We start from the raw sequence: 26,903 nt of genomic DNA on the forward strand, positions 1-26,903 counted from the left end.
AGCGGCCAAAGGGATCAGACTGTAAATCTGACGGCTCTGCCTTCGAAGGTTCGAATCCTTCTCCCTCCACCATCATTTAGAAAACCCGGCCTAGTGCCGGGTTTTCGCATTTCTGGTCTGCCCAATCCGTTATTTCTCTGCACTCCAGTGCCTTATCGCCGTTTGCCTGCTGCCGATCGCGCAATAAAAAACGGGAGGCCTGCGCCTCCCGTTTACGTTCATATCAGCCCAGTTACGGGATGAAGCGTTACAGGGTGAAGCGATAGAAGATATCGACCGCCTGAGCCACCCCGCTCATCGCTTGCAGATAGAGCCTTGGCAATACCTCGTAGCGCAGCTTGAACTCGGCGATGGGGCTGAAAACCCCGACCCCGTACTGGAACTGCAAACCCGGCAGCAGATAGGCCGACAGCGTCACCTGGGTGTTGTCGCCACTGCCCGCGGTATCGAGAGAGACATCGCTCATCCCCAGCGACTCGCCGATACTCGACACCACGCCATTCGCCTGACTCACCGCACCGGCCACCAGCAGACCGTTGAAACCGCCATCCTCACCGCCGGTCTGCAACCCTTTGCCACGCAGCAGATAGGAGAGCTGTTCCGACTGCGCCATCTGCGGTTCGGAGTAGACAGTGATTTCAGGCTTGCTGGCAGGGCCGGTCACCCGCACCCCGACCGTCACCTGACCCTCGATGGTATCGGGATCCCGGTTGGCCTCGATGTTGAGGAACGGCCGATCCAGCGGACCGGAGAAGAGGATACGCCCCTCCTTGATGATGAGGTTCTGACCGTAAGCCTTGAAGCGGCCGTTGGTCAGCACCAGCTGGCCATTGCCAGCCAGCGGTTTCTCGGGATCCTGACGGATATTGAGGCCACCGGAGACATCGGTCTTCAGTCCCATGGCATCGAGCTTCACATCGTTGCCAAGGCGGATCGCCACCTTCATCGCCAGCGGCAGGCTGGCCTGCTTGGGAGCCGGGGGCAGATCGTCATAGACCACGGTCACATCATCAGAGACCGCCACTGCCGAATCCGGCAGGCTCTTGACCAGAATACGTGCCCAGGGAATATCCACCTGACCGGTAATGCGGGTCTCCTCCCCCAGCGACACCGCGATATCGGGCGAGACTCTGACCCGGCCCATGCCCGGATATTGCGCCTCCAGATCCTTGCCCTGAATGGTGAGGCTGCCGCTGACCGGCATCTTGGCCCAGCTGAGCCAGCCGCCCAACGCCAGCGGTCCCTTGCCCACCAGCATGGAGCCATCGAGCTCGGCGCGGTTGCCCTCGATCTTGAGGCGGGTCACCAGCTTGGTCAGGGTCACCATGTCAGAGTGGGTCTGCACTTCACCGTCACGCAGGTTGAGCTGGCCAAACAGCAGGGGTGCCGCCAGGGTACCGTCGAAACGGGCATCGGCGGAGATGATCCCTTGCAGGGAGCGCACCTCAGGGATTAGCGGCGCAAAGGTATTGAGCTTGAGATCGTCAAACTTGAGCTGACCACCGAGCAGACCGCGACCGGCGGGCTCCTTGATCAGCAGGTCGGTATCGATATTGCCGATCTGCTTGGAGGCAAAATCGAGGCGAATGGCCGCCTGCTGCCGCTCGAAATCCAGGGCCAGAGCCAGCTGCTGATAGTCGGTCTTGAGGCCATCTGCCACAAAAGTGCCCGGCGTGGTGCGTACCACCGCATGCAGGGTCGGCTGATTGCCACGCCAGCTGGCACGCCCATCGGCCGAGAGCATCGCCTGCCAGCGGAAGTTGTCCGGCAACCAGGGGCGCAGCCGCTTGAGATCAAACTCGCTCAGGGCAAACTCCAGAGTGCCCTGTGCAGCGGAGACCTGACTCCCCTTGACGCAGAGGCTGGCCCCCTGGGAGCCGAGGCAAAGATCCCCCATCGCCAGCCGCTGACGCGGCAGATCGAGATCCAGTGCCCAGGGGGAGCTCAAGTCCCAACGGCGCAGCGGAGTTTTCAGCCGCAACTCGGAGAGCGCCCCGCGCCAGTGATCCCCGCGCACGCCGCCACCCAGTTTGAGGTTGGCCGCAACAGGGTCACCCTTCATGGTCAGGGTCAACAGATGCTGACTGATATCGCCGCTGAGGTTCAGGGCCAGCTGGCTGAGCTTGGTCTCACCCTGTTTCAGCTGCGCCACCAACAACGCGAGCTCACCGGCCGGTTTGGCGCCGATCACCGCATTGCCCTTGAGGCTAATACCCTTCAGGTCGGTGCCGGCATAGTAGAGCCGGTCGGAGGCCAGATCCGCATCGATTTTTGGCGTCTGCTGATTGCCACTGACCTTCACCTGCCCCTTGATATCCCCTTTCAGGCCGGGATAGATGCCCCCCAGCTGGGGAGCCTGCAGGTTGGCATCGAGCTTCCACTGGGCGCTGCTGATACTGCCCTTGGCCTGCAACTGGTTGGGGCCACTTTGCAGCGAGAGCGCCGGGATCAGCCACTCCATCTTGTCGTTGCCGCTAAGCTCCCCCTTGAGGGCCAGCGGGTACTGGTTGAGCTTGCCATCCACCTTGAGCTTGGGCAGTTTCAGCTCCCAGTGGCCCGCCTCGTTCATCACGAAGCGGCTCTCCAGCTCACCGGCCAGCGTCCCTTTCAGCTCGGGCAGCAGCTCGGCCGGATTGATCCCCTTGAACAGTGTGGTCCCCTGCCACTCGATCCCCTTGTTCCAGGCGAGCTTGCCATCGAGCTTCAGCTCCCCCTTGAGGGCGTTGAGCTGCAAGGCGATCTTGCTGAGTCGCTCAAGATCCCCCTTACCGTCCAGCGCGAGCTTGAAGGGGGGGACATCGGTTCCCTTGCCGGAGGTATTGAGGGCAAACTGATAGCCGGAGAGCTTGCCCTTGGCAGTCAGGCTCCCTTTGTCCAGCCGATAGCTCGGCTCATCTTTGGCAGGCTTGTGCAACGGCCAGCTGAGGCTCTTCCAGTCAAGGGCCAAATCAAAAGGGAGATCCGGGTCGAGCGAGGCCAGAGAGCCCTTGAGATTGGCGGCGATCGGCCCCTTGGCCGACAACGCCAGCCCCAGCTTGCCGACCGAGCCGCTCAGCGCCAACGTGGCCTGCTCACCCTGCAGCTCGCCATCCAGCAGCCCCTTGCGGGCCTTGGCATCCAGGGTCACCGCCAGCGGGTAGTCGTCACTGAGCTGGATATGGCCCTTGAGCACCAGGTCAGCCATGGCGTGGCGCAGCGAGAGCTCGCGCACCTCGATGCGATCGTCGGCAGCAGTGGCCGACAGCAACAGCTTGTCGAGCCCTTCAATCAGCTCGCCCTGCTTATATTGCACCCGGGTCGCGCTGACCCCTTCCAGCTGGATGGGGAAAGGAAGATGAATGGCGGGCAGGAGAATGGGGGCAGCCTTTGCAGTTTTTGCAACTGGCGCCCCTTTGCCCTGTTTGGCTGTCTCGGCGCTGGCCTTGTCGTTGCGCGCCACCGCAGCTCCGGCTTGCTTCTCGCTAGCGGCCGGCTGCTTGGCAGATTTGGCTACGCTGGCGGGCGCCGCGTCATCCAGCGTCACCTTCAAGTTATCGAGCACCGGGCCGCGTACAATCAGCCCCTTGCGATTGAGGGTGGCGCCGATATCGAGGGACCCCAGGGTCACGGCCACGCCGGGCACCGCCAGATCGAGATCGGCCACCTTGAGGCTATCGACCTGGATCTTGAGTGGCAGCGGGCGCCAGACAAAGGGTTCGGAAGGCTCTTCCGGAGCAGGCTCGGAATCGGCTACCTTGACCACCGGATGGGTCACCGCCAGGGATTTTATCCAGAGCTTGCCCTGCAGCAACTTGCCGAGATCCCAGTCGAGCACGGCACGATCCACTGTGACATCCACCAACTCATCCTGCCAGCCCACCCCTTCCAGGGTCCAGCCATAGCCAAGCTGACCGGCCACCAGCTCCCCCTTGAGAGAGGGCAGCGCCGCCCTGGCCTGTTGCCACAACCACTTGTTGCCCTGATGGGTAAAGCCCAGCAGGCTGACGCCGATGAGCAGCAGGAACACCAGCCCCATCAGCCAGAGAAAAATGCGTTTTAGCCAGATCACAATGCAGACCCCCGCGCAAGATACAGCCGCAGCGGCCAAAGAAAAAAGCGTTTAGACAACATCATAATTCAGGCCCCAATGCGAAATGCAGCCGCAAGGGCTTGTCCTCCTCTGATACCCCGACCGCCAGATCCAGCCTGACCTGACCGATGGGGGTGACCCAGCGCACACCGACGCCGGTACCTATTTTCCAGGGCTCGCTATAATCGGTGGTGGAGGTGCCGCCATCCACAAACATGGCCCCCAGCCACTTCTCGCTGAAGCGGTAGTTGTATTCCAGACTGGCCACGCTGGTGTAGCGGCCACCGGTCAGCTTGCCATCCGGCCCGGTGGGGGAGATGCTCTCGTAACCAAAACCGCGCACCGTCTGATCGCCACCGGTAAAGAAACGCAAGGACGGCGGCACCAGCGAGAAGCTGTCACCTATAATGGCCCCCTGCTCGGCCCGCATCAGGAATCTGTGGTTATCGCCAAGAGTTCGCAGCCACTTGCTGCGTCCCCACACCCGCATAAAGCTGATGTCGGAGCCCCATCTGGGATCGGAGAACTCCAGCGTCAGCTGCTGGCGATCCCCCCAATCGGGCACCAGAGTGCCGCGCACCCGCAGTCGGGACCAGGAGACCCCGGGGATCAGCAGCAAGCTGTTCCCCTCGTCGGCGCCCTGGGTATAGATCTCGTTCTCCAGCCGGATAAAGACGTCCCGATCCCAGCTCTCCGGCCGTCGCGTCCAGCGGTGCACACCGATGGTAGTGAGATCGGAGCGGGTATCGTTGTTGTCCTTGTACTGGTAGCCGGTCTGGATGGAGTAGTAGTCCCGCAGCGGGTTACCCACCGGGATCTGGTAGTCGAAGCTGAGCTCCGCCTCCGGCGCCGACACCTTGGCGGTGGCAAACAGACGGTGGCCATAGCGGTTGACCCAGGGCTTCTCCCAGGTGGCACTCATCCGCGGCCCTACGTCGGTGGCGTAACCGATACCTGTCTCGATTTCGTGATCGACCCGGTTATCCAGCGTCACCGCGATGGGTACCCGATAGTTGCTCGCCTCGCTCAATACCGGCTTGATATCGACCTGACGGAACAGCTTGGTGGAGGAGACATCCTGCGACATCTCGGCCAGACGGATGGCGAGATAGGGATCGCCGCTCTTGATGTTGATAAGCGGGCGAATAAGGTGAAGCGCTTCGGGAGTGGCATCGTAGCGGATCTCGCCAAAACGGTAGCGATGGCCCGATTCGAACAGAATAAAGATCTCCGCCGTCCCCTTGTCCGGGAACACCTTGACCTGACTCTTGCTCAGCTTGGCATCAAAGTAACCACGGGCCAGCCCGAGGCTGCCCAGATCCGCCTTGATGGATTCATATTTGGCGTGATTGAGGGGCTCCCCCTCTTTGAGGGGCAACTTGTCCAGCAGGGCGCTGTAAAGCTCGTCGCTGCCCGCATCCCCCTCCAGCAGAATATCGAGGCGGGAGACGATGACCGGCTCCCCCTTGTCCACCTCAATCACCACTTTGGACGGGGTTTTCTTGTCGCGACTCAGGGTGATTTTCGGCTGGTAGTAGCCATAAACCTGCAGCGCCTTTTGCACGCTCTCGGTAATTTTTGCACGGGCCGGGCGGTATTGCCGCTCCTGATAGACCGGCAGGGCATTGAGGTAGGCTTCAACGTTATCCTTGTTCTCCCCTTTCAACCCCTTGACCTGATAGGTGAGCTTGGCGGCAAACGCGGGCGAAGCCAGCAGCGACAGCAACAGGCCCACACCCAGTACCCGCAGGCCGCGGCGAAACGCAGGGCCGGACAGTGAACGCCCTGCCAGCAGGGATGAAATGCATCCTGTCAAAGGTCAATATTCCTGAATCTGTGGTGAAGGAAACCAGCGCCCTTTCGGGCCAACCCCGAATGCGGCGCAGCACGCCATGCCGTGCATGGCCGTGACACAAAAATGCGCGCCAGAAAAATGGCGAACCTTATCCTAACATAGGCATCGGCCAGCGACAGCGCGGCGCCATTGGCAAATTCACCATATCTTTTAAGAGGTTGACCACAAATCACACATTTTGCTGGCAATGACGCCGCCCGCTTTCCCGATGGAAGCGAATTGATCTGCCCTGAACAAGGCTCACCCCACCATCAGGCACCATTTGTCACCTCTCCTCCTCTCTTTGCAACCAGAAACCCACCACGACAGAGTTTGTCGGCATAGCCCCACCCTCACCGTTTAACAGGCCCGGCACACGCCAAAGCCCGCCGTAGCGGATGATTAAGAATTGCTCGTTCAGCACAATCGAATTATCCCGCTGCCTTTGCGAACGTCCCTCCCTCACACTTGAACCATCAACTGAAGGAGACACATCATGCATGCACGTAGCGAACAGATGGCTGACTATATTGCCGATCGTCTCGAGTTCATCACCTTCCTCGCCTGTTGCAGCGCCCTGCTGGCCCTGCTGACCGGCATGAGTGGCCAGCAGGCGCTGGCCTTTACCGCCCTGAACCTGCCGTTTGGCCTCGGCATTTTGCTGGCGATGGCGCTGCTGGCCCCCCTGCCCGTCCACTTGCGGCTGCCGGGCATCACCTTGCTGCTGGCAGGTTGCGCCCTGATGACCCTGCAACTGGGGGGTGAATGGCTCAATCCGCTGGCCATCTGGAGCCTCTACGCCCTGCTCGGGCTGGAGATCATCTGGCAAGCGCACCCCCGCGCCATGCTGGCCACCCGCGCTCGCCAATAACAGGGCTGACGAGCGCCGGTAAATGGCGGGCTGTGATGGCTGACGCCGGTGGCAAATTGGGGTACTCTTGCGCCCCGATTTGCTACCACCCTTGGCGTTAACAACCTTCGCCATCACTCCCAGGAGCGCCCCGATGAAAAAAGCCTGTGCCCAGCACATTCTGGTCAAGACCGAAAAACAGTGTCTGGAGATCAAGGAGAAGATCGAGAAGGGAGCCGACTTCGGCCAGATGGCCAAGCGCTTCTCTACCTGTCCCTCAGGCAAGCGTTTTGGCGATTTGGGAGAATTTTCCAAGGGAGATATGGTGAAAGCATTTGACGATGCCGTCTTCAAGGGTGAACTGCTCAAGGTGCTGGGGCCGGTGCGCACCAAGTTCGGCTTTCATCTGATCAAAGTGCTCTATCGCAACTAAGTCATCGCAACTGACCATCTTCTCGGTGAAGCTCACCTCAGGCGGGCTTCACCGACCTCTGCATCTCCCTCGCAAAACTGACCAAAACCACGCCAAACTCTCATCAATTTACTAACGTTATCAGGTAATTAAGTTTATCCTTCTCGGCATTGTCCACATTCGACGATGGATCCCGTGCTATGCCCCGCTCTTGCTTGTGGCCCCTGCTGGCCTGGTTACTCCCGCTCGCTGGCGCCCTCGGCAGCCGCTTTCATCTCTGGCCCTGGTGGATCGGTTTTGCGATCTGTCTCGTCGGAGCCCTTGTCTCCCTGATCTTGCTGGTGCGCCTGCCCTGGAGCCGCAACCGCTTCGCCAGCGGCCTTGGCGTCTTGCCACTGCTGCTGCCGCTGACATTTGTGGCACAGGCGCTGCGCATGCCGCTGATCAACGATGTGAGCACAGATCCCTACAATCCCCCCCAGCTACGCTGGGCGGCAGAGCTCAGAACAGCGCAGGAGCTGCCAATTAATAACGCCCCGCTGAAAGCATTTGAAAGAAATCCCGGTCCTCTCTTTACCCATACTGCCCCCGAAGAGGTGGTTATTGAGGCTGAGGAGCTGATGCAGGAGCTGGGCTGGCAGGTACGACCCAGCCCCGACGGTCTGGATGCAGTGGTTACCACCGGCTGGTTCGGCTTTCAGGATGATGTGGCGCTGCGGGTCTTTGCCGGCCCCAAAGAGACCCGCATCGATATGCGATCAGCCTCCCGTCAGGGGCAAAGCGATCTGGGCACCAACCGGGCGCGGATCGAGGATTTCCTGACCCGCCTGAACGAGCGCCTCGGCCAGGCCTACAAACCCAATTTGAAACCGTAAGAGTGAAACAACAAGAAGGTAACTGATGCGCGTTGAGGTCAAACCCGACCGGGAATATGCCTGGTTTATCCGCCCCTTTTTCTGGCTGCAAAAGCGCAACTATGGTCAGGTGCTTATTCCGGGCAAGTGCTGGGGCCGCTCGCCGCGCCTCTTTGCCGCCGTCGCCACCCTCTATGGCGTCATCAACCGCAAGCGCTCCCCCATCGATCCCGTGCTGCGCTCGTTGGTGACTGTGCGGGTCTCCCAGCTCAACTGGTGCCGTTTTTGCGTCGACATCAACGCCATGACCTTGGTAAAGAGAGCCGGCTCCAGCGAGAAGGTGGAGGCGCTGGCCAACTGGCGCGAAAGCCCCTTGTTTGACGAGCGGGAAAAAGCGGTGCTCGACTATACCGAAGCGATGACTGGCCTCGATGGGGTGAGCGATGAACAGGCTGCCCGCCTCAAGCCCTGGTTCGACGACGATGCCATGGTGGAGCTGACCGGTCTTATCGCCTTTCAGAACATGTCGGCCAAGTTCAACGCCGCCCTCGATATCGCGCCGCAGGGCTTCTGCCAGCTGCCGGTGCAACCGGAACGCCCTGCCCAGCCAGACAGCAAGGACGCCTGATGAACCGGACCCGCCTGCTGCTTGCACTGGTGATGGGGAGCCTTATCGGCACCTTTTTTGCCCTCGATCTTGGCCGTTACCTCACTCTGGACGCCTTGCAGGCCCAGCAGGCGGCAGTGGCGCAATGGGTCGACGGCCACTTTGTCTCGGCCAGCCTGCTGTTCGTGCTTATCTATGTGCTGAGCACCGCCCTCTCCCTACCCGGTGCCAGCTTGCTCACCCTGGGTGGCAGCGCTGTGTTCGGCGTCGGCTGGGGGCTACTGCTGGTCTCTTTCGCCAGCACCCTAGGCGCAACCCTGGCTTTTCTCAGCGCCCGCTTTCTGCTGCGCGACTGGGTCGAGCGGCGCTTTGGCGACAAGCTGGCCACCTTTCAGTCCGGCATGGCGAAGGAGGGGGCCTTCTATCTACTCAGCCTGCGCCTCATCCCCATCTTCCCCTTCTTTTTGGTCAATCTGCTGATGGGGCTCACCCCCATCAGAGTCAGCACCTACTACTGGGTCAGCCAGCTTGGCATGCTGCCTGGCACCTTCGTCTATGTGCTGGCGGGCAGCGAGCTTGGCCAGTTAACCAGCACCGGAAATATCCTCTCCCCCGGCCTGATGGTCGCGTTGACCCTGCTGGGGCTGATGCCCTGGCTGGTCAAGAAATTGACCGCCAAGCTCGCGCTGCGCCGCTTGCTCTCCCCCTACCGCAAGCCCGCTCGCTACGACTACAACCTGCTGGTGATCGGTGCCGGTGCAGGTGGGCTGGTTACCAGCTATATCGCGGCAGCGGTGAAGGCCAAGGTGGCGCTCATCGAGAAACACAAGATGGGGGGCGATTGCCTCAACAGCGGTTGCGTCCCCTCCAAGGCATTGATCCGAAGCGCCCGCTTTGCCGCAGAGCAGCGTAAAGCCGACGAGCTGGGCTTTAGCCCAAGCCACTCCCGCGCCGATTTTGCCGCCGTGATGGAGCGGGTGGCTGAAGTTATCAAGGAGGTCGAGCCCCACGACTCCATCGAACGCTATCAGGGGCTTGGAGTGGAGTGCATCGAAGGAGAGGCGCGGCTGGTCTCCCCCTGGGAGGTAGAAGTGAACGGCCAGCGCCTCGCCAGCCGCCATATCGTTATCGCCACCGGCGCCCGACCGTTGGTGCCCAAGCTGCCGGGGCTGGATCAGGTGCCTTACCTCACCTCGGATAGCCTCTGGCAGCTGCGCACCCCGCCGCTCCGCCTGCTGGTGCTGGGCGGTGGCCCCATCGGCTGCGAGCTGGCCCAGAGCTTCGCCCTGCTCGGCATTCCCGTGACCTTGGTGGAACTCTCGGAGCAACTGCTGCCCCGCGAAGAGAGAGAGGTCGCCGATGCGCTGGCCGGGCAGATGAGCCGCGATGGCGTGCAGCTACTCACCGGCTGGTGCGCCGAACGAGCAGACTATCTGCCCGCAGCCGAGGGGGATCTCCCCATCCGGCTGCAACTGCGCCGGGGCGAAGAAATACAGGTGGTGGAAGGGGATCAACTGCTGCTGGCACTGGGTCGGGTCGCCAATGTGAGCGGCTTCGGGCTCGAAGAGTTGGGAGTCGAGCTTGCCCCCCGTGGCAACATTGCGGTCGATGGTTTTCTTGCCACCAACTTCCCCAGCATACTGGCAGTGGGAGACGTAGCGGGCCCTTACCAGTTCACCCACTTTGCCGCCCATCAGGCCTGGTATGCGGCAGTCAATGCCCTGTTTGGCCAGTTCAAGCGCTTTCGGGCCGACTATCGGGTTATTCCGGCGGCCACCTACACCACGCCGGAGATTGCCCGGGTCGGCCTCAATCGCAAGGAAGCCGAAGCGCAGGGGATTCCCTTCGAGGCGACCCGCTTCGAGCTGGCCGAGCTGGATCGCGCCATCGCCGATGGGGAGCGCCGCGGTTTTGTCGAGGTGCTGACCGTGCCGGGCAAGGATACTATCCTTGGCGCCACCATAGTGGGCACTCACGCCGGTGAGCGGATCGCCGAGTTCGTGCTCGCCATGCATCACCGCCTCGGCCTTGGCAAGATCCTCGGCACCATTCACGCCTATCCCACCCTGATGGAGGGGAACAAATACGTGGCAGGTGAATGGAAACGGGCCCACCAGCCCACCCGGGTGCTGGCGTTGCTGGCCCGTTATCACCGCTGGCGCCGTGGCGCCTGACAATCAGGGAAACATTTATGCTCAAGCCATTCTCACAGCTCTGCTCACACCTCAACTCACACTGCAGATCTCGGCTCAAACAGCGGCTAAATGCGCTGCTGTGCGCCCTGCCCCTGCTGGCCAGCGGCCCGCTGTTGGCGGCCAACCCAGACGATAACTGGCAACGGACCCTTGAGGAGGCGAAGGGGCAGACCGTCTACTTCAACGCCTGGGGCGGCAGCCCGGAGATCAACGCCTATCTGGTGTGGGCCGGGCAGGAGCTGGCGCGCGACTATCAGGTCAAACTGGTGCAGGTGAAGGTGGATGACATTGCCCAGAGCGTCAGCCAGTTGCTGGCCAACAAGCAGGCGGGCAAGCAAGCTGGCGGCCCCATCGATCTGCTCTGGGTCAACGGCGAGAACTTCAAGGCGCTCAAGGAGCAGGGACTGCTCGGCGCGCCCTTTACCGCCGAGCTGCCCAACATGGCGCTGGTAGACAGCAGCCTGCCGGTGAGTGAAGACTTCACCCTACCGGTGGAAGGGCTGGAAGCACCCTGGGGTATCGGCCAGCTCAATCTGATGGTCGACACCGAAGAGGTCACCAGCCCGCCCACCTCGGCTGCAGCACTGCTGGCGTGGGCCAAGGCCCATCCAGGTCGCTTCACCTACCCCAAGCCGCCCCAGTTCCATGGCTCCAGCTTTCTCAAGCAGATCCTGCTGGAATTGACGCCAGACCCGGCCCCCCTCTATCGGGAAGCGACCGAGAGCGAGTTTACCCAACTCACCGCCCCGCTCTGGGCCTGGCTCGATGAGCTGCATCCGGCACTCTGGCGCAAGGGAAAACTGTTCCCCAGCAGCGCCGCCGAGACCCGCCAACTGCTCGATGATGGCGAACTAGCCATGGCCATCAGCTTCAACCCGCAGGAGGCGCAAAGCGCCGCCCAGATTGGCGCCCTGCCCCCCAGCGTGGAGGCAGTCGCCATGGAGAAAGGGGCGCTCACCAACAGCCATTTTCTCGCCATCCCCTTCAACGCCAGTGCCCGTGCGGGTGCCAAGGTGGTGGCCAACTTCCTGCTGAGCCCGGCGGCGCAGGCGCGCAAGGCCAATCCGGCCTTCTGGGGTGATCCCAGCGTGCTGCGGGCCGATGCGCTGCCTGATTCAGCCAAGGGGCAACCGGCACTGCGCTTCAAAGCAGTGGCCGAGCCTCACCCCAGCTGGCAGCTCAAGCTGGAAGCGGCCTGGGCCGAGCGTTACGGTCACTGATGAGTGCCGCTGGTCACCCGCTTTCCCGCTCCCGACCGTGGCGCCAGTTGACACGCCACCCCAGTATGAGTACAGGGATGGAGATCATTTATCTGGCGATCTTCGTCATCCCATTGCTGGCGGGGCTGTGGCAACTGCTGGCGGAGGGGATGGCCGCCTCTCATCTCGCCTTGCTGCTCGCCCAACCCGCTCTTTGGCACTCAGCAGCACTGAGCCTGTGGATTGGCGCCGCCTCGACCCTTGGTAGTCTGCTGTTGACCGCCCTGCTGCTGGCCCACAGCAACAGCCGGGCTTTCGGGCTGCTCCATCGCCTGCTCTCGCCCATGCTGGCCATGCCCCACGTCGCCTTTGCCATCGGTTTTGCCTTTCTGCTCGCCCCCTCCGGCTGGCTGCTGCGGCTCGTCTCGCCAGCTCTGACGGGGTTTGATCTCCCCCCCGACTGGCAGACCATTCGTGACCCTTGGGGGCTCGGGCTGATTGCACTGCTCGTTTTCAAGGAGACCCCCTTTTTGCTGCTGATGGCGATGGCCGCGCAGCAACCCATCCTGCTGGCACGCCAGCAGTGGCTGGGGGCGAGCCTCGGTTTCAGCGCCCCCCAGGTCTGGTGGCGCCTGCTGCTGCCGGCGCTCTGGCCCGCCCTGCGCCTGCCCATCTATGCGGTGGCAGCCTATGGAGTGGCGGTGGTGGATCTCGCCCAGTTGCTCGGGCCCGATGTCCCCGCCCCGCTGGCGGTGCGGTTGTGGCTCTGGTATCAGGATCCGGATCTGCTCTGGCGCGGCGCCACCGCCAGCGGCGCCCTGCTGCTGCTCGCTATCACGGCGCTGCTGATCGCCATGCTCAGATTACTGGAGTGGCTTCATCAAGAGGTGGGCAAAGGCTGCTGGCTCGATGGCAAGCGGGCGGCGCCCCACTTCTTTGCCAACCAGCTCGCAGCGGGCTTTGCCTTCACCCTGATCACCCTCAATCTGGCGGTGCTGGCGGCGCTGCTGCTCTGGTCACTGGCGCGCCGCTGGCCCTTTCCCGCACTCTGGCCCAGCCAGTGGAGCAGTCACTACTGGCTGGATCTGCTGCCAACCCTGCTGCCACTGCTGACAACCAGCACACTGCTGGCACTGGCGAGCGGCTTGCTGGCACTGGTGATGACGGTGTGTAGTCTGGAGGCACAAGCCGGCCGCCGCCCCTGGCCGCTCTGGCTTATCTGCCTGCCGCTGTTGCTGCCGCAGGCGAGCCTGCTGTTTGGCATCCGGCTCGGGCTGGACTGGCTTGCACATGACTCGATAAGCAGCGGCATTGGCTGGGGCTGGGTGCTCTGGAGCCAGCTGCTGTTTGTCTTTCCCTATGTCTATTTGTGTCTGCATGGCCCCTATCGCCAGTTCGATCCGCGGATCACCCAGAGCGCCCTGCTGCTGGGGGCTACGCCATGGCGAGCTTGGTGGCAGGTCAAAGCGCCGCTGCTGGCGCGCCCGCTGCTGTTTGCCTTCGGCGTCGGGGCGGCGGTGAGTTTGGCCCAATACCTGCCGACCCTGCTGTTTGGTGCTGGCAGAGTGGTCACCATCACCACGGAAGCGGTGGCCATCGGCAGCGGCCTCAACCGGCGACTGGCGGGGCTCTACGGTCTGCTGCAACTGCTGCTGCCGCTCGTTATCTATCTGCTGGCGCTCTGGCTGCCGGCGCGGATCAATCCGGCGCTCAAGGGGGCGGCTCACGATGAACTCTGATGATGGAAACAGCCATATGCTGAGCACCACGCCTCTTCGACTTTATCTTGATGAAAATCTGCTGCTTTCGCTGCCCCCCCTGCAGGTGGCCCCCGGCGAGGTATTGACCCTGATGGGGCCGAGCGGCTGTGGTAAAAGCTCCCTGCTGGCGGGGCTGGCCGGGGTACTGCCCGGCGCACTGACAGAAAATGGTCCGATCCGGCTGGAGGGGGAGATAAGGCTCGGCGAGCGGCCACTCAACACCTTGCCCGCGCAAGCGCGGCGCATCGGCATGCTGTTTCAGGATGACCTGCTGTTCGACCATCTGACGGTGGCGGAGAACCTGATGTTCGGCATGCCGGCGACCATCAAGGGAAAACGTGCGCGGCGGGAAAAGGCGTTGGCCGCATTGGCACAGGTCGCACTGGCAGATCAGGCTGACAAGCTGCCGCAGCTGCTGTCAGGGGGGCAGCGGGCTCGGGTCAGTCTGCTGCGGGCACTGTTGGCGGAACCCGACGCCCTGCTGCTGGACGAGCCCTTCTCCCGCCTCGACAAGCCGCTGCGGGCGGCCTTTCGCGAACTGGTGTTCGCGCAGATCAAGGCGCTGGCCATCCCCGCCATCCTGGTGACCCACGATGCGGAAGACGCGCCGGGCACCATACTCAATCTCACCGAATCCTGTTTTTAACCGAGGAGTTCACCTTGTTTGACCGCCACCTGATCCCCGTGATCCGCAGCCCTCTCACCCAGCTTGCCAAACCGCTCTGCCGCGCCGGGGTCAGTGCCAATCAGGTGAGCCTCACCGGCTTTGCCATCGGCATGCTGGCGCTGCCGCTGCTGTCCTTTGGTTGCTATCAGTGGGCACTGGCGGCCATCCTGCTCAACCGGCTGCTGGACGGGCTCGATGGCGCCGTGGCGCGGGAAACCGGCATCACCGATTGCGGTGGCTTTCTCGACATCACCCTCGACTTTATTTTCTACGCCGCCGTGGTGCTGGGCTTTGCCCTCGCCGCCCCCGCCAATGCGTTGCCCGCTGCCACCCTGCTGTTTGCCTTTATGGGCACCGGCTCGAGCTTTCTGGCGTTTGCCATCATGGCGGGCAAGCGGGGCATCGACAATCCGGTCTACCACCACAAGTCTCTCTACTATCTGGGCGGTCTCACCGAGGGGAGCGAGACCATCGCCCTGTTCGTGCTGATGTGCCTGTGGCCCGCCGCCTTCGCCCCGCTCGCCTACGGCTTTGCCCTGCTCTGCGCCATCACCACCCTGACCCGACTCTGGAGCGGCTACCACACTCTACGTCCCCCCCAGCCATAAACAGCACAGCCCTCACCGGAGGGCTAATCCATCGCACGATGAATTGGCGGCAAACAAGGCGCACGGAACACTTGCACGGGGATGACAATGTTTTACCATTGCGACACTTTATCAGTCTCTTTGAGAACCCTATGCGTCGCCTTGCCTCTCTTCTCACTCTGTCATTATTCCCCCTGCTCGGTGGCTGCAGCAGCGCCCCCGCGCCAAAGCCCGTGGTCGTCCCCCAACCCAAGAGCGCCTTTATCAATCAGGCGCCATCGAGCAAACCCGTTTATACACAAGGGGTTAGCAAGGGGGACTTCGCCAATCGCCCCAACGTGGACAGGTTCGTCCAGAAGATGGTCGAGAAGCACGGTTTTGACAACGCCCAGCTGCATCAGGTGCTGGCACAGGCAGAGCGTTACGACTGGATCATCCGCCTGATGGATGCCCAGGCGCCGACCACCGCCAAGCCCACTGGCCCGACCGGTGCCTGGAACCGTTATCGCGCCAAGTTCATCACCCCCGACAACGTACAGAACGGCGTCAACTTCTGGCGTGAATACGCAAGCGAGCTGAACCGGGCGGAGCAGATCTACGGGGTGCCGCCTGAGATCATCGTCGGCATTATCGGGGTCGAGACCCGCTGGGGCCGGGTGATGGGCAAGACCCGCATTCTGGATGCGCTGGCCACCCTGGCGTTTGATTATCCGCGTCGCGCCGAGTTCTTCACGAGCGAGCTGGAAGCCTTCCTGGTGATGACCCGCGATGAGGGGATGGACCCCACCGAACCGAAGGGCTCCTATGCGGGCGCCATGGGCTACGGCCAGTTTATGCCCTCCAGCTTCCAGCGCTATGCGGTGGACTTTGACGGCAACGGCCACACCAACCTGTGGGATCCGGTGGATGCCATCGGCAGCGTCGCCAACTACTTCAAGGCCCACGGCTGGGAGAAAGGCCAACCGGTGGCGGTGCGCGGTCAGGGCCAACTGCCCGGCTACGAGCACGGCTTCCAGACCCGCTACCCGGTCGCCACCCTGCGCCGCGCAGGGCTGACGCCCACCAGCCCCCTCGGCAACCACAGCGAGTCGAGCCTGCTGCGTCTCGATGTCGGCACCGGCTACCAATACTGGTACGGCCTGCCCAACTTCTACACCATCACCCGCTACAACCACAGCACCCACTACGCCATGGCGGTATGGCAGTTGGGGCTGGCAGTGAAGGCGGCGCGCTGACAACTCGCTGGCATAAAACAGACAATGAAAAAGGAGCCATCATGGCTCCTTTTTTATATCCAACGTTCAACCCCATCAGGGGCTCAAGGATGACTACCTGATTTAGACGCCTGCCTTGGCCAGCGCAGCGGAGACGATCTGCTGGGCCTCTTGCTGGATGAGGTCGAGGTGCGTGTCGCCCTTGAAGCTCTCCATGTAGATCTTGTAGATGGACTCAGTGCCAGAGGGGCGCGCCGCGAACCAGCCGTTCTCGGTCACCACCTTGAGGCCGCCGATGGCGGCATCGTTGCCCGGCGCCTTGGTCAGCTTGGCGATGATGGGCTCACCCGCCAGAGTGGAGGCTTCCACCAGTGCCGGATCCAGCTTGGAGAGCACGGCTTTCTGGGCGCTGTTGGCCGGGGCGTCGATGCGGCGGTAGCTGGAGCGGCCAAATTTGGCTTCCAGTGCGTCGTAATGAGCCTGCGGATCCTTGCCGGTGACCGCCAGAATTTCTGCCGCCAGCAGCGCCAGAATGAAGCCATCCTTGTCGGTGGTCCAGACGGTGCCATCTTTGCGCAGGAAGGAGGCGCCTGCGCTCTCCTCGCCACCAAAGCCGAACTCGCCGCTGTAGAGGCCATCCACGAACCACTTGAAGCCGACCGGCACCTCTTTCAGGGTGCGGCCAATCTCGCCGGCCACCCGGTCGATCATGGAGGAAGAGACCAGCGTCTTGCCGACGGCCGCATCCGCAGACCAGCCGGTGCGGTGGGTAAACAGATACTGGATCGCTACCGCCAGATAGTGGTTCGGGTTCATCAGGCCGGACTTGGTGACGATGCCGTGACGGTCGTAGTCAGGGTCGTTGCCAAGGGCGATGTCGAACTTGTCCTTGAGCGCGATCAGGCTGGCCATGGCGAACGGGCTGGAGCAGTCCATCCGGATCTTGCCGTCTTTATCCAGGGTCATGAAGGAGAAAGTCGGGTCGACCTTGTAGTTCACCACCTCGATGTTCAGGCCATAGGTCTTGGCGATGACGTCCCAGTAGGCGACGCCGGAGCCGCCCAGCGGATCGACACCGATCTTGATTCCCGCGTTCTTGATGGCATCCATGTCCAGCACGTTCTTCAGATCATCCACATAGGGGGTGACATAGTCGTGCTCGACCACGAACGGGCTCTTGAGCGCCTCGGCGAACGGCATCCGTTTCACGCCAGCCAAACCCGCTTCCAGAATGGCGTTGGCACGGTCCTCGACCCACTTGGTGATCTCCCCTTCGGCGGGGCCACCGTGAGGCGGGTTGTACTTGAAGCCACCATCTTCCGGCGGGTTGTGGGACGGAGTGATCACCACGCCGTCGGCGCGCGCTGCAGGCTTGCTGGCCCCTTCTTTGCCAGAGTTGTAGCGCAGGATGGCGTGGGAGATGACCGGGGTCGGGGTAAAGCCCATACCGGCTTGAATGCGAGTTTCAACGCCGTTGGCCGCCAGCACTTCGACGGCGCTGGCAAAAGCGGATTCAGACAGGGCGTGGGTATCCATACCGACAAACAACGGGCCAGTGATGCCGGCCTGCTGGCGATACTCCACCAGCGCCTGGGTCACCGCCAGGATGTGGGATTCGGTAAAGGCGTTGTGCAGGGCGCTGCCACGGTGGCCGGAGGTACCGAAGGCAACCCGCTGCTCGGGGCGGCTCATGTCCGGCTTGTTGAGGTAGTAGGCACTGACCAGACGGGGGATGTTGGTCAGATCGCTTAAACGGGCCGGCTGACCGGCGTGGGAATGCTGAGCCATGGCGTTTTCCTTGCGTAATGGCGGCCTTGGCGGGCAAGGCCTGAGTCTTGAAGAATCGTTAAATGGCGCCACACACCTGCGCGATCACCTCTTCGCCATAGCCCATGCTGGCCATCAGCTGGGCCACCATATTCTGCTTGCGGCTGGTGTTGGTGTTGGTGATCACCCAGAACGGGGTCTCCGGTACCGGCTTGGGCTTGGTGGTGCTACCGCTGGCACGCAGAGCCTCGGGATCCTGCGAGAAATAGACGCGCTTGCGCCCCTTGATTTCGGTGGCCTGGGTAAAGCCTTCCGGGTTATCCCGGTAGAGGGTACTCAGCACCAGCATAAAGCGGTTGATGGACTTCTCTTCCTTTTGCAGCTCACCGGAATCGAGCAGGGCTTGCAGCCCTTGCCGGGTGGCTACCGCACTGGGCTGCCCGACGGCAACGGGCTCGGCAACCGGCACACCTTGGTGAGCAGGCTGTTCCAACAGACGGCGCAGGATATCGGAGGCACTCTCACCGATGTGCCGGGTCTGGCTGGCGATATAGAAGTAGAGATCGTCATCAAGCTCGATGGTTTTCATAGGGATGCGCTGGACTCGTCGAAATTCGGATGCGGCGATTATACATAGGCAAACCCGACAGCCCAAGCAAGGGGCTGGCAGATGTACATGAATCTCATCGAGAATACGGCATAATAGCGGCCCAAGTGTGTGATCGGCCGCACTGATAGCCGATCTGAACGGGATTTTTTAGAAAAAAAACCACATAAAATCCCAATCCATTGGACGAAATCCTTTTCTTTCCAGTGCGTTAAATCATATCGGCAACGCACTCATGACCGAACAAGGTGTCATTTTGCAACAAAACAGCATATTGAACTTCAAGGAGCAGGGTCAGGGCCCAGCGGTCATTCTGATCCACGGCCTGTTTGGCAGCCTCGACAACCTCGGCCTGCTGGCCCGCGCCCTCGGCGAACACTATCGGGTCATCAGCGTCGATCTGCGCAACCACGGCGCCTCCTTTCATAGCAGCGAAATGAGCTATCCGGCGCAAGCGGCCGATATCCTCACCCTGATGGATCGGCTGGAGATTGCCGAAGCGACCCTGATTGGCCACTCGATGGGTGGCAAGGTGGCGATGCAGGTCGCCAAGCTGGCGCCAGAGCGGGTGACCAAGCTGGTGGTGGCCGACATGGCGCCGGTCGCCTATCCCCACTCCCGCCACCAGAATGTGTTCGCCGGACTCAACGCCACACTGCGCATGCCGCCGCAAAGCCGCAGTGAAGCGGAAGCCATGCTGGCACAGCACATCGAGATCGCCGGGGTACGCCAGTTCCTGCTCAAATCCTTCGCCAGAGGCGAGCATGGCTGGGGTTGGCGCTTCAATGTGCCCGCCCTTGAGCAAAACTACGCCAACATCATGGGCTGGCCAGAGGATGAGCACCGCTTCGAGGGGCCGGTGCTCTTTATCAAGGGGGGGGATTCTGACTATATGCAGCCCCAATACAGCGAGACGGCACTGGCCCAATTCCCGGCGGCAAAGGTGCGTGTCATCGCGGGTACCGGCCACTGGCTGCATGCGGAAAAACCGGCTCTGTTCAACAAATTGGTTGTGGATTTCCTGTCGACAGGCGGTTAACAGTTTCAAATCCTTTGTGATATAGTGCGCCGGTCATAAGGAGTGTGCGCAATCCATGCTAAGTGAACATATCGACCTGATCGAAAGTTTGGGCCTCAAGTTATTCTTTGTGGCCATTTTCATATTGATTGGCCTGGCCATTCAGGACGTGCTCAAGCGCGGCAACGTGCCCCGTTTCGGTCGTTTTATCGTCTGGTTGGTACTGTTTCTGGGTTGTGCGGGTTTTGTCGCCAAGGGGCTGATCGAACTGGGCTGGGAAGGCTCAGGACTCGGCTAACTTATTTTCATCTGTGATGTATGGCCAAACAGCAAACTGATCGAACAACACTGGATCTGTTCGCAAATGAGAAGCGCCCCGGCAGGCCAAAGACCAATCCACTCCCCCGCGAGACCCAGCTCAAGATCAACAAGCGTAACCAGCTTAAGCGCGATCGGGAAAATGGGCTGAAGCGGGTAGAGTTAAAGGTGGAGGCCGAGTTGCTGGAGCGCCTGAACCAACTTGCGTTACAACAGAACATCAGCCGAGCCGAGCTGATCCAATCTATCCTGAAACAACAGATTGAGTCCGCCTTTGCGGTGGACATTGCAGTCTGAGCGTTGAGCATTAACACCAAATACGGGTAACTAAACACTATGGCAAGTGTAGGTCTGTTTTTTGGCAGCGATACCGGTAACACCGAAGCTGTCGCCAAGATGATCCAGAAAGAGCTGGGCAAAAACCTGATTGAAGTCCGTGACATCGCCAAGAGCAGCAAGGCCGACATCGAGAGCTTTGATCTGCTGATGTTCGGCATCCCGACTTGGTACTACGGCGAAGCCCAGGCCGACTGGGACGACTTCTTCCCCGATCTGGGCGAAATCGACTTCACCAACAAGCTGGTCGCCATCTTCGGTTGCGGTGATCAGGAAGACTATTCCGAGTACTTCCTCGACGCCATGGGCACCCTGCGCGACATCGTCGAAGCAAAAGGCGCCATCATCATCGGTCACTGGCCGACTGCCGGCTACGAGTTCGAAGCTTCCAAGGCACTGGTTGATGACAAGCACTTTGTCGGTCTGGGTATCGATGAAGATCGCCAGCCGGAGCTGACTGCCGAGCGCGTCAAGGGCTGGTGCAAGCAGCTGCACGAAGAGATGTGCCTGGGCGAGCTGGAGTAATCCGCTTCCCCTCATACCTCTGACAACAAGGGCCCCGACGGGGCCCTTGTTGTATCTGCTTGTTGCGATGCCTGCCTTTATTCTTCCCTGTTATTCACCTCTGTGCTCCGGTTTGGCTCGCACATAGAGGGTGCGCTTGACCTGCGCCACCAGCTCGCCGCTCTTGTCCTGTACCGTCACCTCGAATTCGGGGAAGTGCTTGTTGCCACCTTCAGTCGCCGCCACGATTTCGGCCAGCTTGCCCTCGGTCAGGTTGAACTCGGCCACCAGCTTGCCCTTGCCCGGCTTGATGTAGTTGATGCTGCCCGCCTTGTCCCAGACGTAGTAGCGATTCTTGAAGTAGCCCATCAGCATCAGCGGATAGATGGGGTCCGTCATGGCAAACATGCTGCCACCAAACTGGGTGCGGTTGGCGTTCTTGTTCCACCAGCGGGATTTGAGGGTCACCCGGCAGTAGCGAAAGTCATCGCTCAGGGTCTCTATCTTGATACCGGCCCCCCAGAAAGGGGGCCAGGCGTTGAGTGCGCGGCGCACCCAGGCCGCATTGTCAAAAAGCCAATCCATGGGTCTCATCCGACCAGAATATGAAAGTTACATCTTATCAACATCTGCCATGCCAGCAAGTCGGACGACACGATTGATTATTTCAATCCAACCGGCCATTTATGGCTAAACCCCTTGAATTGCTGGGTTTATTTTTAGGGAGGCTACGACCTATAATGACAGGCCAAGCGAGTTCAAGGTTGCCATTCCTGCGGCAGTCCATCAGAATAACCCCACCTTCGAGAATGCGAATAAGTAGAATATGGCAGACAACAACCAAGCGTTAAAAAAGGCCGGGCTCAAGATCACCTTGCCCCGGGTCAAAATCCTGGAAATCCTGCAACAGCCGGACTGCCAGCACACCAGCGCCGAAGATCTCTATAAACGACTGATCGACCTGGGTGAAGAGATTGGTCTCGCTACCGTCTATCGCGTTCTCAACCAGTTTGATGATGCCGGTATCGTTACCCGTCACCACTTCGAAGGTGGCAAGTCGGTATTCGAGCTGGCCACTCAGGAGCACCACGACCATCTGGTTTGCCTCGACTGTGGCAAGGTGATCGAGTTCTCCGACGAAGTGATCGAACAGCGCCAGCGCGAGATCGCCAAGAAATTCAATATCCGTCTCACCAACCACAGCCTATACCTCTACGGTCACTGTGCTACTGGTGAGTGCAAGCACGACGAATAAGTCGGCCGCGACTTGCAGATAACGGACAATAAAAAAGCCAGCATCAGCTGGCTTTTTTATTGTCCGGCGCAGGCCGCTGGCAGCACACAGGGCAGGGTCTCCCCTGCCCCATCGGCTTAGCCTTCTACCTTGCCCCAGGAGTCGCGCAGGGCAACGGTGCGGTTAAACACCAGATGCTCCGGGCTGGAGAGCTTGTTGTCGGCGCAGAAGTAACCTTCACGCTCGAACTGGTAAGCCTGCTCCGGCTTGGCGTTTTTGAGCGACGCCTCGACACGGGCACCCTCGATGATCACCAGGGATTCCGGGTTCAGCGCGGCTTCGAAGTCATCCTCGGCGCCCGGGTTAGGTACCTTGAACAGACGGTCGTAGAGACGCACTTCCGCTGGCAGGGAGTAAGTGGCGCTGACCCAGTGGATCACCCCTTTCACCTTGCGGCCATCGGCCGGATCCTTGCCCAGGGTCTCGGGATCGTAGGAGCAGTAGATGCAGGTGACTTTGCCATCGGCATCTTTCTCGATGCGCTCGGCCTTGATCACATAGGCATTGCGCAGACGCACTTCCTTGCCCAGCACCAGACGCTTGAACTGCTTGTTCGCCTCTTCTTTGAAGTCCGCTTCGTCGATGAAGATCTCGCGGGTAAAGTTCAGCTCGCGGGTACCCATCTCGGCATTGCTCGGGTGGGCCGGGGCAGTCAGCACCTCGTCGGCAGCCAGGTTCTCGATGACCACTTTCACCGGATGCAGCACGGCCATGGCGCGCGGTGCATGCTCGTTGAGGTCTTCGCGGATGCAGGCTTCCAGCATGCTCATCTCGACGATGTTGTCCTGCTTGGTGACGCCGATGCGCTTGCAGAACTCGCGGATGGAGGCCGGAGTGTAGCCACGACGACGCAGACCGGAGACGGTCAGCATGCGCGGGTCGTCCCAACCATCGACGTGCTTCTCGGTCACCAGCAGGTTCAGCTTGCGCTTGGACATGACGGTGTATTCGAGGTTCAGACGAGAGAACTCGTACTGACGGGGGTGGCAGTCGATGGTGATGTTGTCCAGCACCCAGTCGTACAGACGACGGTTGTCCTGGAACTCCAGGGTGCAGATGGAGTGGGTGATCCCTTCCAGCGCGTCCGAGATGCAGTGGGTGAAGTCATACATCGGGTAGATGCACCACTTGTCACCGGTCTGGTGGTGGTGGGCAAACTTGATACGGTAAATAACCGGATCACGCATCACCATGAAGGGGGATGCCATGTCGATCTTGGCGCGCAGGCAGGCGGTGCCTTCGGCGAACTCGCCGTTCTTCATCTTGGCAAACAGCGCCAGGTTCTCTTCCACACTGCGATCGCGGAACGGGCTGTTCTTGCCAGCTTCAGTCAGGGTGCCACGGTACTCGCGCATCTGCTCGGGCGTCAGCTCGTCCACATAGGCCAGACCCTTTTCAATCAGCTCGATGGCGTAGCCGTGCAGCTTGTCGAAATAGTCGGAGGAGTAGCAGATCTCGCCGTTCCACTGGAAGCCGAGCCACTGTACGTCCTGCTTGATGGACTCTACGTACTCGATATCTTCCTTCACCGGGTTGGTGTCATCGAAACGCAGGTTGCACTGGCCCTGATAGTCGCGGGCGATGCCGAAGTTCAGGCAGATGGATTTGGCGTGGCCGATATGGAGATAACCGTTCGGCTCGGGCGGAAAACGGGTATGCACGCTGCTGTGCTTACCGCTGGCCAGATCTTCATCAATGATCTGACGAATAAAGTTAGTTGGGCTGTTCGCCTGACTCATGGCTCACCTCAAAAAAGCGTCACTGGCGGAAGTTGTGCCGGCTGGCACCCTCATCCCCCCGCCGTCAAGCCGGGTATGATCCCTTATTACGGGCGCTGTCTCAACCTGAATTTGGCACTTCCGGGCCATTTCCCGACCATTGCGCCACTAAAAACGGCTTGGCTTGGCACATTGCGCACCAAATGCATAAAAAAGCCCCGCACAAGGCGGGGCTGAAAGTGATGAAAAACACAAAACAGACAATTACACACAACAAAGGCTCACACGCACAGTCAACCTTTCCCAAACCCGATACGCCATCGCCCTTGGGAAAGGCGGGTCTTGCGACCCACCTCATGTTAACGGTTGACTGCTATCAGTTCAGTTCGGTGACGCGGCTGGTGCGCTTGCCATCGAAGCTGGTGGTACGCAGGTAGACCTTGCCATTCACGCTCGGCTTGGCCGCTGCGTCATAGGCACTCCAGTTGGTACCGTCCAGGCTGTACTGGATGGGCAGGCCCGGCAGGTCCACGTTCGCTTCCAGCACACCGTTCACTACCTTGGCGCCCGGTACGGAGAGGCGGTATTCAACACCGGCCTGATCCAGTTTCGGCAGCACGCGCTGACCCAGTACGTTGGCAAACTGGTTCCACTCTTTGTTGAGGGTGGCCTTGTTGACGAACTTGGTCTCGCCGGAGAACTCGCGACCCTTCACATAGTTCAGCTCGAAGCCACCTTTGTGCCAGGCACGCTCGGCCACGGAGAAGATACGCGGGTAGACCATGTACTCGTACTGAGCATCGGTACGCACGGTTTCACTCCACTGCTGACCGGAGATCCCCTTGAACTTGACCGGATCCTGGTCACCCTTGGCCACGAAGGCGTTGCCGTCGCGGTCAACCGAGGTCTCGGCGTTCTGCGGCAGGTTTTCCGGGGCGAAGGCAAACACCTTGCGCGTGTCGTTGAAACGGGTTGCCCAGTAGTAGCCACGCTCGGCCGGGTGTACTTCGTTCGGGAAGTCGAAGTAGAGGTAATCCGGGTTGGACAGCACCACTTGGTAACCCTTGTGCGCCCACTTCATCGCTTCGTTGAAGCCACCCCAGTAGAGGGTTTCCCAGAAGTTGACACGGGTGTTGTCGGTGGCGAAGTCCTTGGCACCGCTGGCGTACTTCAGACCATCTTCCCACGCCTGCAGGGTAGAGAAGCCGCGGTCTTTGACCATCTGGCCCACTTCCTTGGCAAAGTAAACCGGCAGCTCGCCAACTTCCTTGATCTTGCCTTCGTCGATCATCTTCTGGCACATCGGGGACTTGCCAAACGGCTTGTCCTGCTTGCTGGAGTCGACGTTGCCTTTCCAGGCGACCAGCTCTTCTTTCTTGGTGACGGCCGGATCCTGATAGCCACCGCCCTGCATGATGTTCTTCGCCTCATCACCACCGTAGTGCCATGCGGTCAGCGGCTGACCGGCGGCCTGGTGCATCTGGGCAACTTCATCCATTACCTTGGCCACGAAGGTGGCAGCACCCGGCTGGCAAGGGTTGATGAAGGACATCTTGTCGTAGAACTGGACGGAGGTGACGTTGGAGGTGTCAGCCGGATCAGTCAGACGGAACTGGTTGGCTTCCGCTTCTTTGCCTTCCGCCATCAGACGCTTGTAGCGCGCTTCCATGGAGACCACGGCAGCACGGGCGTGGGCCGGCATGTTGATCTCGGGGATCACGGTCACACCGCGGGCCTTGGCATAACGCACCAGATCCACGTAGTCAGACTTGCTGTAGAAACCGGAACCCTGGTTGTCGCTGGTCGGGCCGGAACCCAGTTGCGGCATCAGGCACTTGGTTTCGGACTCGTCGTGGCAACGCTGGCTACCGACCTGGGTCAGCTCCGGCAGACCCGGGATCTCCAGACGCCAGCCTTCATCGTTGGTCAGGCCAAGGTGCAGCACGTTGAGCTTCATGGCAGACATCTGGTCAACCAGCTTCTTCATGGTATCCAGACTGCGGAAGTGGCGGGCCACGTCGGTCTGCATGCCACGGTATTCAAAGCGCGGCGCATCCTCGACGGTCATCGGGCTCACCAGCTTGTCATCAACACCCAGCAGGGAGATCAGGGATTGTGCCCCCCAGAAGGCGCCATCGATGTCGCGACCCTGGATCACTGTGCCCTTCTGACCGATGGTCATGTCATAGCCTTCAGCCTGCTTGAGCTTGCTGCCGAGCTTGATGGTCACCGGGTAGCCGGTGTCGGAGAGGGTAACACCCAGCTTGGTCAGTTGAGCCTTCAGAGCCTCGGCGCGATCGCTCGGCAAGTCCAGGGCATTGAGTTTGATGGTGGAGAAGTCAACCTGCGGGCCAGCTTTGACTACCTGCTTCATCGGGGTCGGCAGGATCTGGTTGTCAATCTTGCCAGCAGGCAGCAGGGTGCTGGTCTGGTTGGCCGCGAAACGGGTCTCGCTGTTCATCAGGATGTTCTTGTCATCCTTGGTACGCTTCCAGCCATCAGCCGGCATCGGCTTCTCGTAGGTGCTGGCATCATTGATGTTGCTCATGCTGGCCAGTACTTTCGGCTCGGCACCTTCGCTGGCGACATACCAGTTCGGCATGATGTCAGATTCGAACAGTACCCAGTATTCCACCACCAGCGGCACTTCGACCGTGGCATCCTTGGCAAAGCCCTGGAACTTCTCGGTTGGCGTCAAACGATAGAGATCGCCGGTCAGGTGAGTGATGGTGAACTGGTCGTTATCCACACGCTGGATACGACGGATGGAGGAGACGTAGATGCTCCAGTCTTTGGAGGTGACGTCCGCACCGGTATTGGTCAGGTGCAGCTTGGCAACGCCACAGCTCGCCCACTCGGAACCCAGCGCCTGGCAATCGAGGCCGGCACCTGCACCGTCGTTGGTGACCACTTCATACTTGACCACCAGGTTGTTGGCGAGGGAGTCGACCACAGCCTGCTTGGCGGCATCGGCTGCCTGGACCTGGCTGACAAAAACGGTAGACATGGCAATGGCTAACAGAGAATGTTTCAAGTTCATAACTGCTGCTCTCATTTGAAGTAAAGGTTGGATTTTCTTGGCTTTTTTATATA

At 60.6% G+C, this 26,903-nt stretch carries 22 protein-coding genes; 15 read left to right on the forward strand and 7 right to left on the reverse strand.

What is annotated here, in order from left to right; translation table 11 throughout:
* Window positions 1–247 precede the first annotated feature (247 nt).
* Window positions 248–4,048, reverse strand: coding sequence for a translocation/assembly module TamB domain-containing protein (locus tag G5315_RS04390; RefSeq protein ID WP_421332558.1), 3,801 nt, complete (start codon window positions 4,046–4,048; stop codon window positions 248–250).
* A 61-nt stretch (window positions 4,049–4,109) separates the two neighbouring features.
* Entirely contained in the window at window positions 4,110–5,885 is a 1,776-nt protein-coding gene (locus G5315_RS04395) for an autotransporter assembly complex protein TamA (protein WP_005334265.1), read from the reverse strand.
* Window positions 5,886–6,399: 514 nt separating this feature from the next.
* Here G5315_RS04395 and G5315_RS04400 point away from each other — a divergent pair.
* The 10 genes from G5315_RS04400 to mltB all read left to right on the forward strand — a co-directional run bounded on the left by G5315_RS04400 (window position 6,400) and on the right by mltB (window position 16,269).
* Window positions 6,400–6,774, forward strand: a complete 375-nt coding sequence (locus tag G5315_RS04400) for a hypothetical protein (RefSeq protein WP_421332559.1) — start codon at window positions 6,400–6,402, stop codon at window positions 6,772–6,774.
* A gap of 133 nt (window positions 6,775–6,907) precedes the next feature.
* Window positions 6,908–7,186, forward strand: coding sequence for a peptidylprolyl isomerase (locus tag G5315_RS04405; RefSeq protein ID WP_040066119.1), 279 nt, complete (start codon window positions 6,908–6,910; stop codon window positions 7,184–7,186).
* Between the two features lie 179 nt (window positions 7,187–7,365).
* Window positions 7,366–8,040, forward strand: a complete 675-nt coding sequence (locus G5315_RS04410) for a DUF1499 domain-containing protein (RefSeq protein ID WP_201945503.1) — start codon at window positions 7,366–7,368, stop codon at window positions 8,038–8,040.
* Window positions 8,041–8,065: 25 nt separating this feature from the next.
* Window positions 8,066–8,647, forward strand: a complete 582-nt coding sequence (locus G5315_RS04415; protein ID WP_021231092.1) for a carboxymuconolactone decarboxylase family protein — start codon at window positions 8,066–8,068, stop codon at window positions 8,645–8,647.
* A complete protein-coding gene (locus G5315_RS04420; protein ID WP_421332561.1) occupies window positions 8,647–10,800 on the forward strand; it encodes an FAD-dependent oxidoreductase in 2,154 nt (717 codons plus the stop codon). Before G5315_RS04415 ends, G5315_RS04420 begins: the two co-directional genes overlap by 1 nt.
* A 17-nt stretch (window positions 10,801–10,817) precedes the next feature.
* On the forward strand, window positions 10,818–12,041 hold the full coding sequence (locus G5315_RS04425; RefSeq protein WP_421332562.1) for an ABC transporter substrate-binding protein: 1,224 nt from the start codon (window positions 10,818–10,820) through the stop codon (window positions 12,039–12,041).
* Between the two features lie 77 nt (window positions 12,042–12,118).
* The gene (locus tag G5315_RS04430) at window positions 12,119–13,759 is read left to right on the forward strand and encodes an ABC transporter permease (protein WP_421332564.1); all 1,641 of its coding nucleotides are present in this window, start codon (window positions 12,119–12,121) and stop codon (window positions 13,757–13,759) included.
* A gap of 16 nt (window positions 13,760–13,775) precedes the next feature.
* Window positions 13,776–14,426 carry an ATP-binding cassette domain-containing protein gene (locus G5315_RS04435; protein ID WP_421332565.1) on the forward strand — a complete coding sequence of 217 codons (651 nt, stop codon included), beginning with the start codon at window positions 13,776–13,778 and terminating at the stop codon, window positions 14,424–14,426.
* Window positions 14,427–14,440: 14 nt separating this feature from the next.
* Entirely contained in the window at window positions 14,441–15,055 is a 615-nt protein-coding gene (locus G5315_RS04440) for a CDP-alcohol phosphatidyltransferase family protein (protein ID WP_368192136.1), read from the forward strand.
* Window positions 15,056–15,186: 131 nt separating this feature from the next.
* The gene (gene mltB, locus G5315_RS04445) at window positions 15,187–16,269 is read left to right on the forward strand and encodes a lytic murein transglycosylase B (RefSeq protein ID WP_227273366.1); all 1,083 of its coding nucleotides are present in this window, start codon (window positions 15,187–15,189) and stop codon (window positions 16,267–16,269) included.
* A 102-nt stretch (window positions 16,270–16,371) separates the two neighbouring features.
* Here mltB and pgm read toward each other — a convergent pair whose 3' ends face one another.
* Both pgm and seqA read right to left on the reverse strand, forming a co-directional pair.
* A complete protein-coding gene (gene pgm / locus G5315_RS04450; RefSeq protein WP_259586515.1) occupies window positions 16,372–18,036 on the reverse strand; it encodes a phosphoglucomutase (alpha-D-glucose-1,6-bisphosphate-dependent) in 1,665 nt (554 codons plus the stop codon).
* Window positions 18,037–18,094: 58 nt separating this feature from the next.
* Window positions 18,095–18,604 (reverse strand): replication initiation negative regulator SeqA, encoded by a 510-nt coding sequence (seqA, locus tag G5315_RS04455; RefSeq protein WP_201973109.1) that lies wholly within the window; start codon window positions 18,602–18,604, stop codon window positions 18,095–18,097.
* A gap of 292 nt (window positions 18,605–18,896) precedes the next feature.
* Here seqA and G5315_RS04460 point away from each other — a divergent pair, with 292 nt between their 5' ends.
* Genes G5315_RS04460 through fldA form a run of 4 tightly spaced genes read left to right on the forward strand, consistent with a single transcriptional unit; the run spans window position 18,897 to window position 20,819 of the window.
* Window positions 18,897–19,661 (forward strand): alpha/beta fold hydrolase, encoded by a 765-nt coding sequence (locus G5315_RS04460; RefSeq protein WP_421332657.1) that lies wholly within the window; start codon window positions 18,897–18,899, stop codon window positions 19,659–19,661.
* 55 nt (window positions 19,662–19,716) lie between these two features.
* The gene (locus G5315_RS04465) at window positions 19,717–19,938 is read left to right on the forward strand and encodes a DUF2788 domain-containing protein (protein WP_005334296.1); all 222 of its coding nucleotides are present in this window, start codon (window positions 19,717–19,719) and stop codon (window positions 19,936–19,938) included.
* A gap of 20 nt (window positions 19,939–19,958) precedes the next feature.
* The gene (gene ybfE / locus G5315_RS04470; protein ID WP_005334297.1) at window positions 19,959–20,255 is read left to right on the forward strand and encodes a LexA regulated protein; all 297 of its coding nucleotides are present in this window, start codon (window positions 19,959–19,961) and stop codon (window positions 20,253–20,255) included.
* A gap of 39 nt (window positions 20,256–20,294) precedes the next feature.
* On the forward strand, window positions 20,295–20,819 hold the full coding sequence (gene fldA / locus G5315_RS04475) for a flavodoxin FldA (RefSeq protein ID WP_005334298.1): 525 nt from the start codon (window positions 20,295–20,297) through the stop codon (window positions 20,817–20,819).
* Window positions 20,820–20,909: 90 nt separating this feature from the next.
* On the opposite strand, the gene G5315_RS04480 is transcribed toward fldA, so the two are convergent.
* Window positions 20,910–21,383, reverse strand: coding sequence for a DUF4442 domain-containing protein (locus G5315_RS04480; RefSeq protein ID WP_005334300.1), 474 nt, complete (start codon window positions 21,381–21,383; stop codon window positions 20,910–20,912).
* 241 nt (window positions 21,384–21,624) lie between these two features.
* Here G5315_RS04480 and fur point away from each other — a divergent pair, with 241 nt between their 5' ends.
* Complete coding sequence (gene fur, locus G5315_RS04485) at window positions 21,625–22,053, forward strand: ferric iron uptake transcriptional regulator (RefSeq protein WP_005334301.1); 429 nt, start codon at window positions 21,625–21,627, stop codon at window positions 22,051–22,053.
* A gap of 116 nt (window positions 22,054–22,169) precedes the next feature.
* On the opposite strand, the gene glnS is transcribed toward fur, so the two are convergent.
* Both glnS and G5315_RS04495 read right to left on the reverse strand, forming a co-directional pair.
* On the reverse strand, window positions 22,170–23,831 hold the full coding sequence (glnS, locus tag G5315_RS04490) for a glutamine--tRNA ligase (RefSeq protein WP_216977397.1): 1,662 nt from the start codon (window positions 23,829–23,831) through the stop codon (window positions 22,170–22,172).
* A 355-nt stretch (window positions 23,832–24,186) separates the two neighbouring features.
* Complete coding sequence (locus G5315_RS04495; RefSeq protein ID WP_005334304.1) at window positions 24,187–26,850, reverse strand: beta-N-acetylhexosaminidase; 2,664 nt, start codon at window positions 26,848–26,850, stop codon at window positions 24,187–24,189.
* Between the last annotated feature and the right edge of the window lie 53 nt (window positions 26,851–26,903).

The sequence above is a fragment of the Aeromonas sp. 603607 genome (assembly GCF_049171595.1).
Taxonomy (GTDB): domain Bacteria; phylum Pseudomonadota; class Gammaproteobacteria; order Enterobacterales; family Aeromonadaceae; genus Aeromonas; species Aeromonas veronii.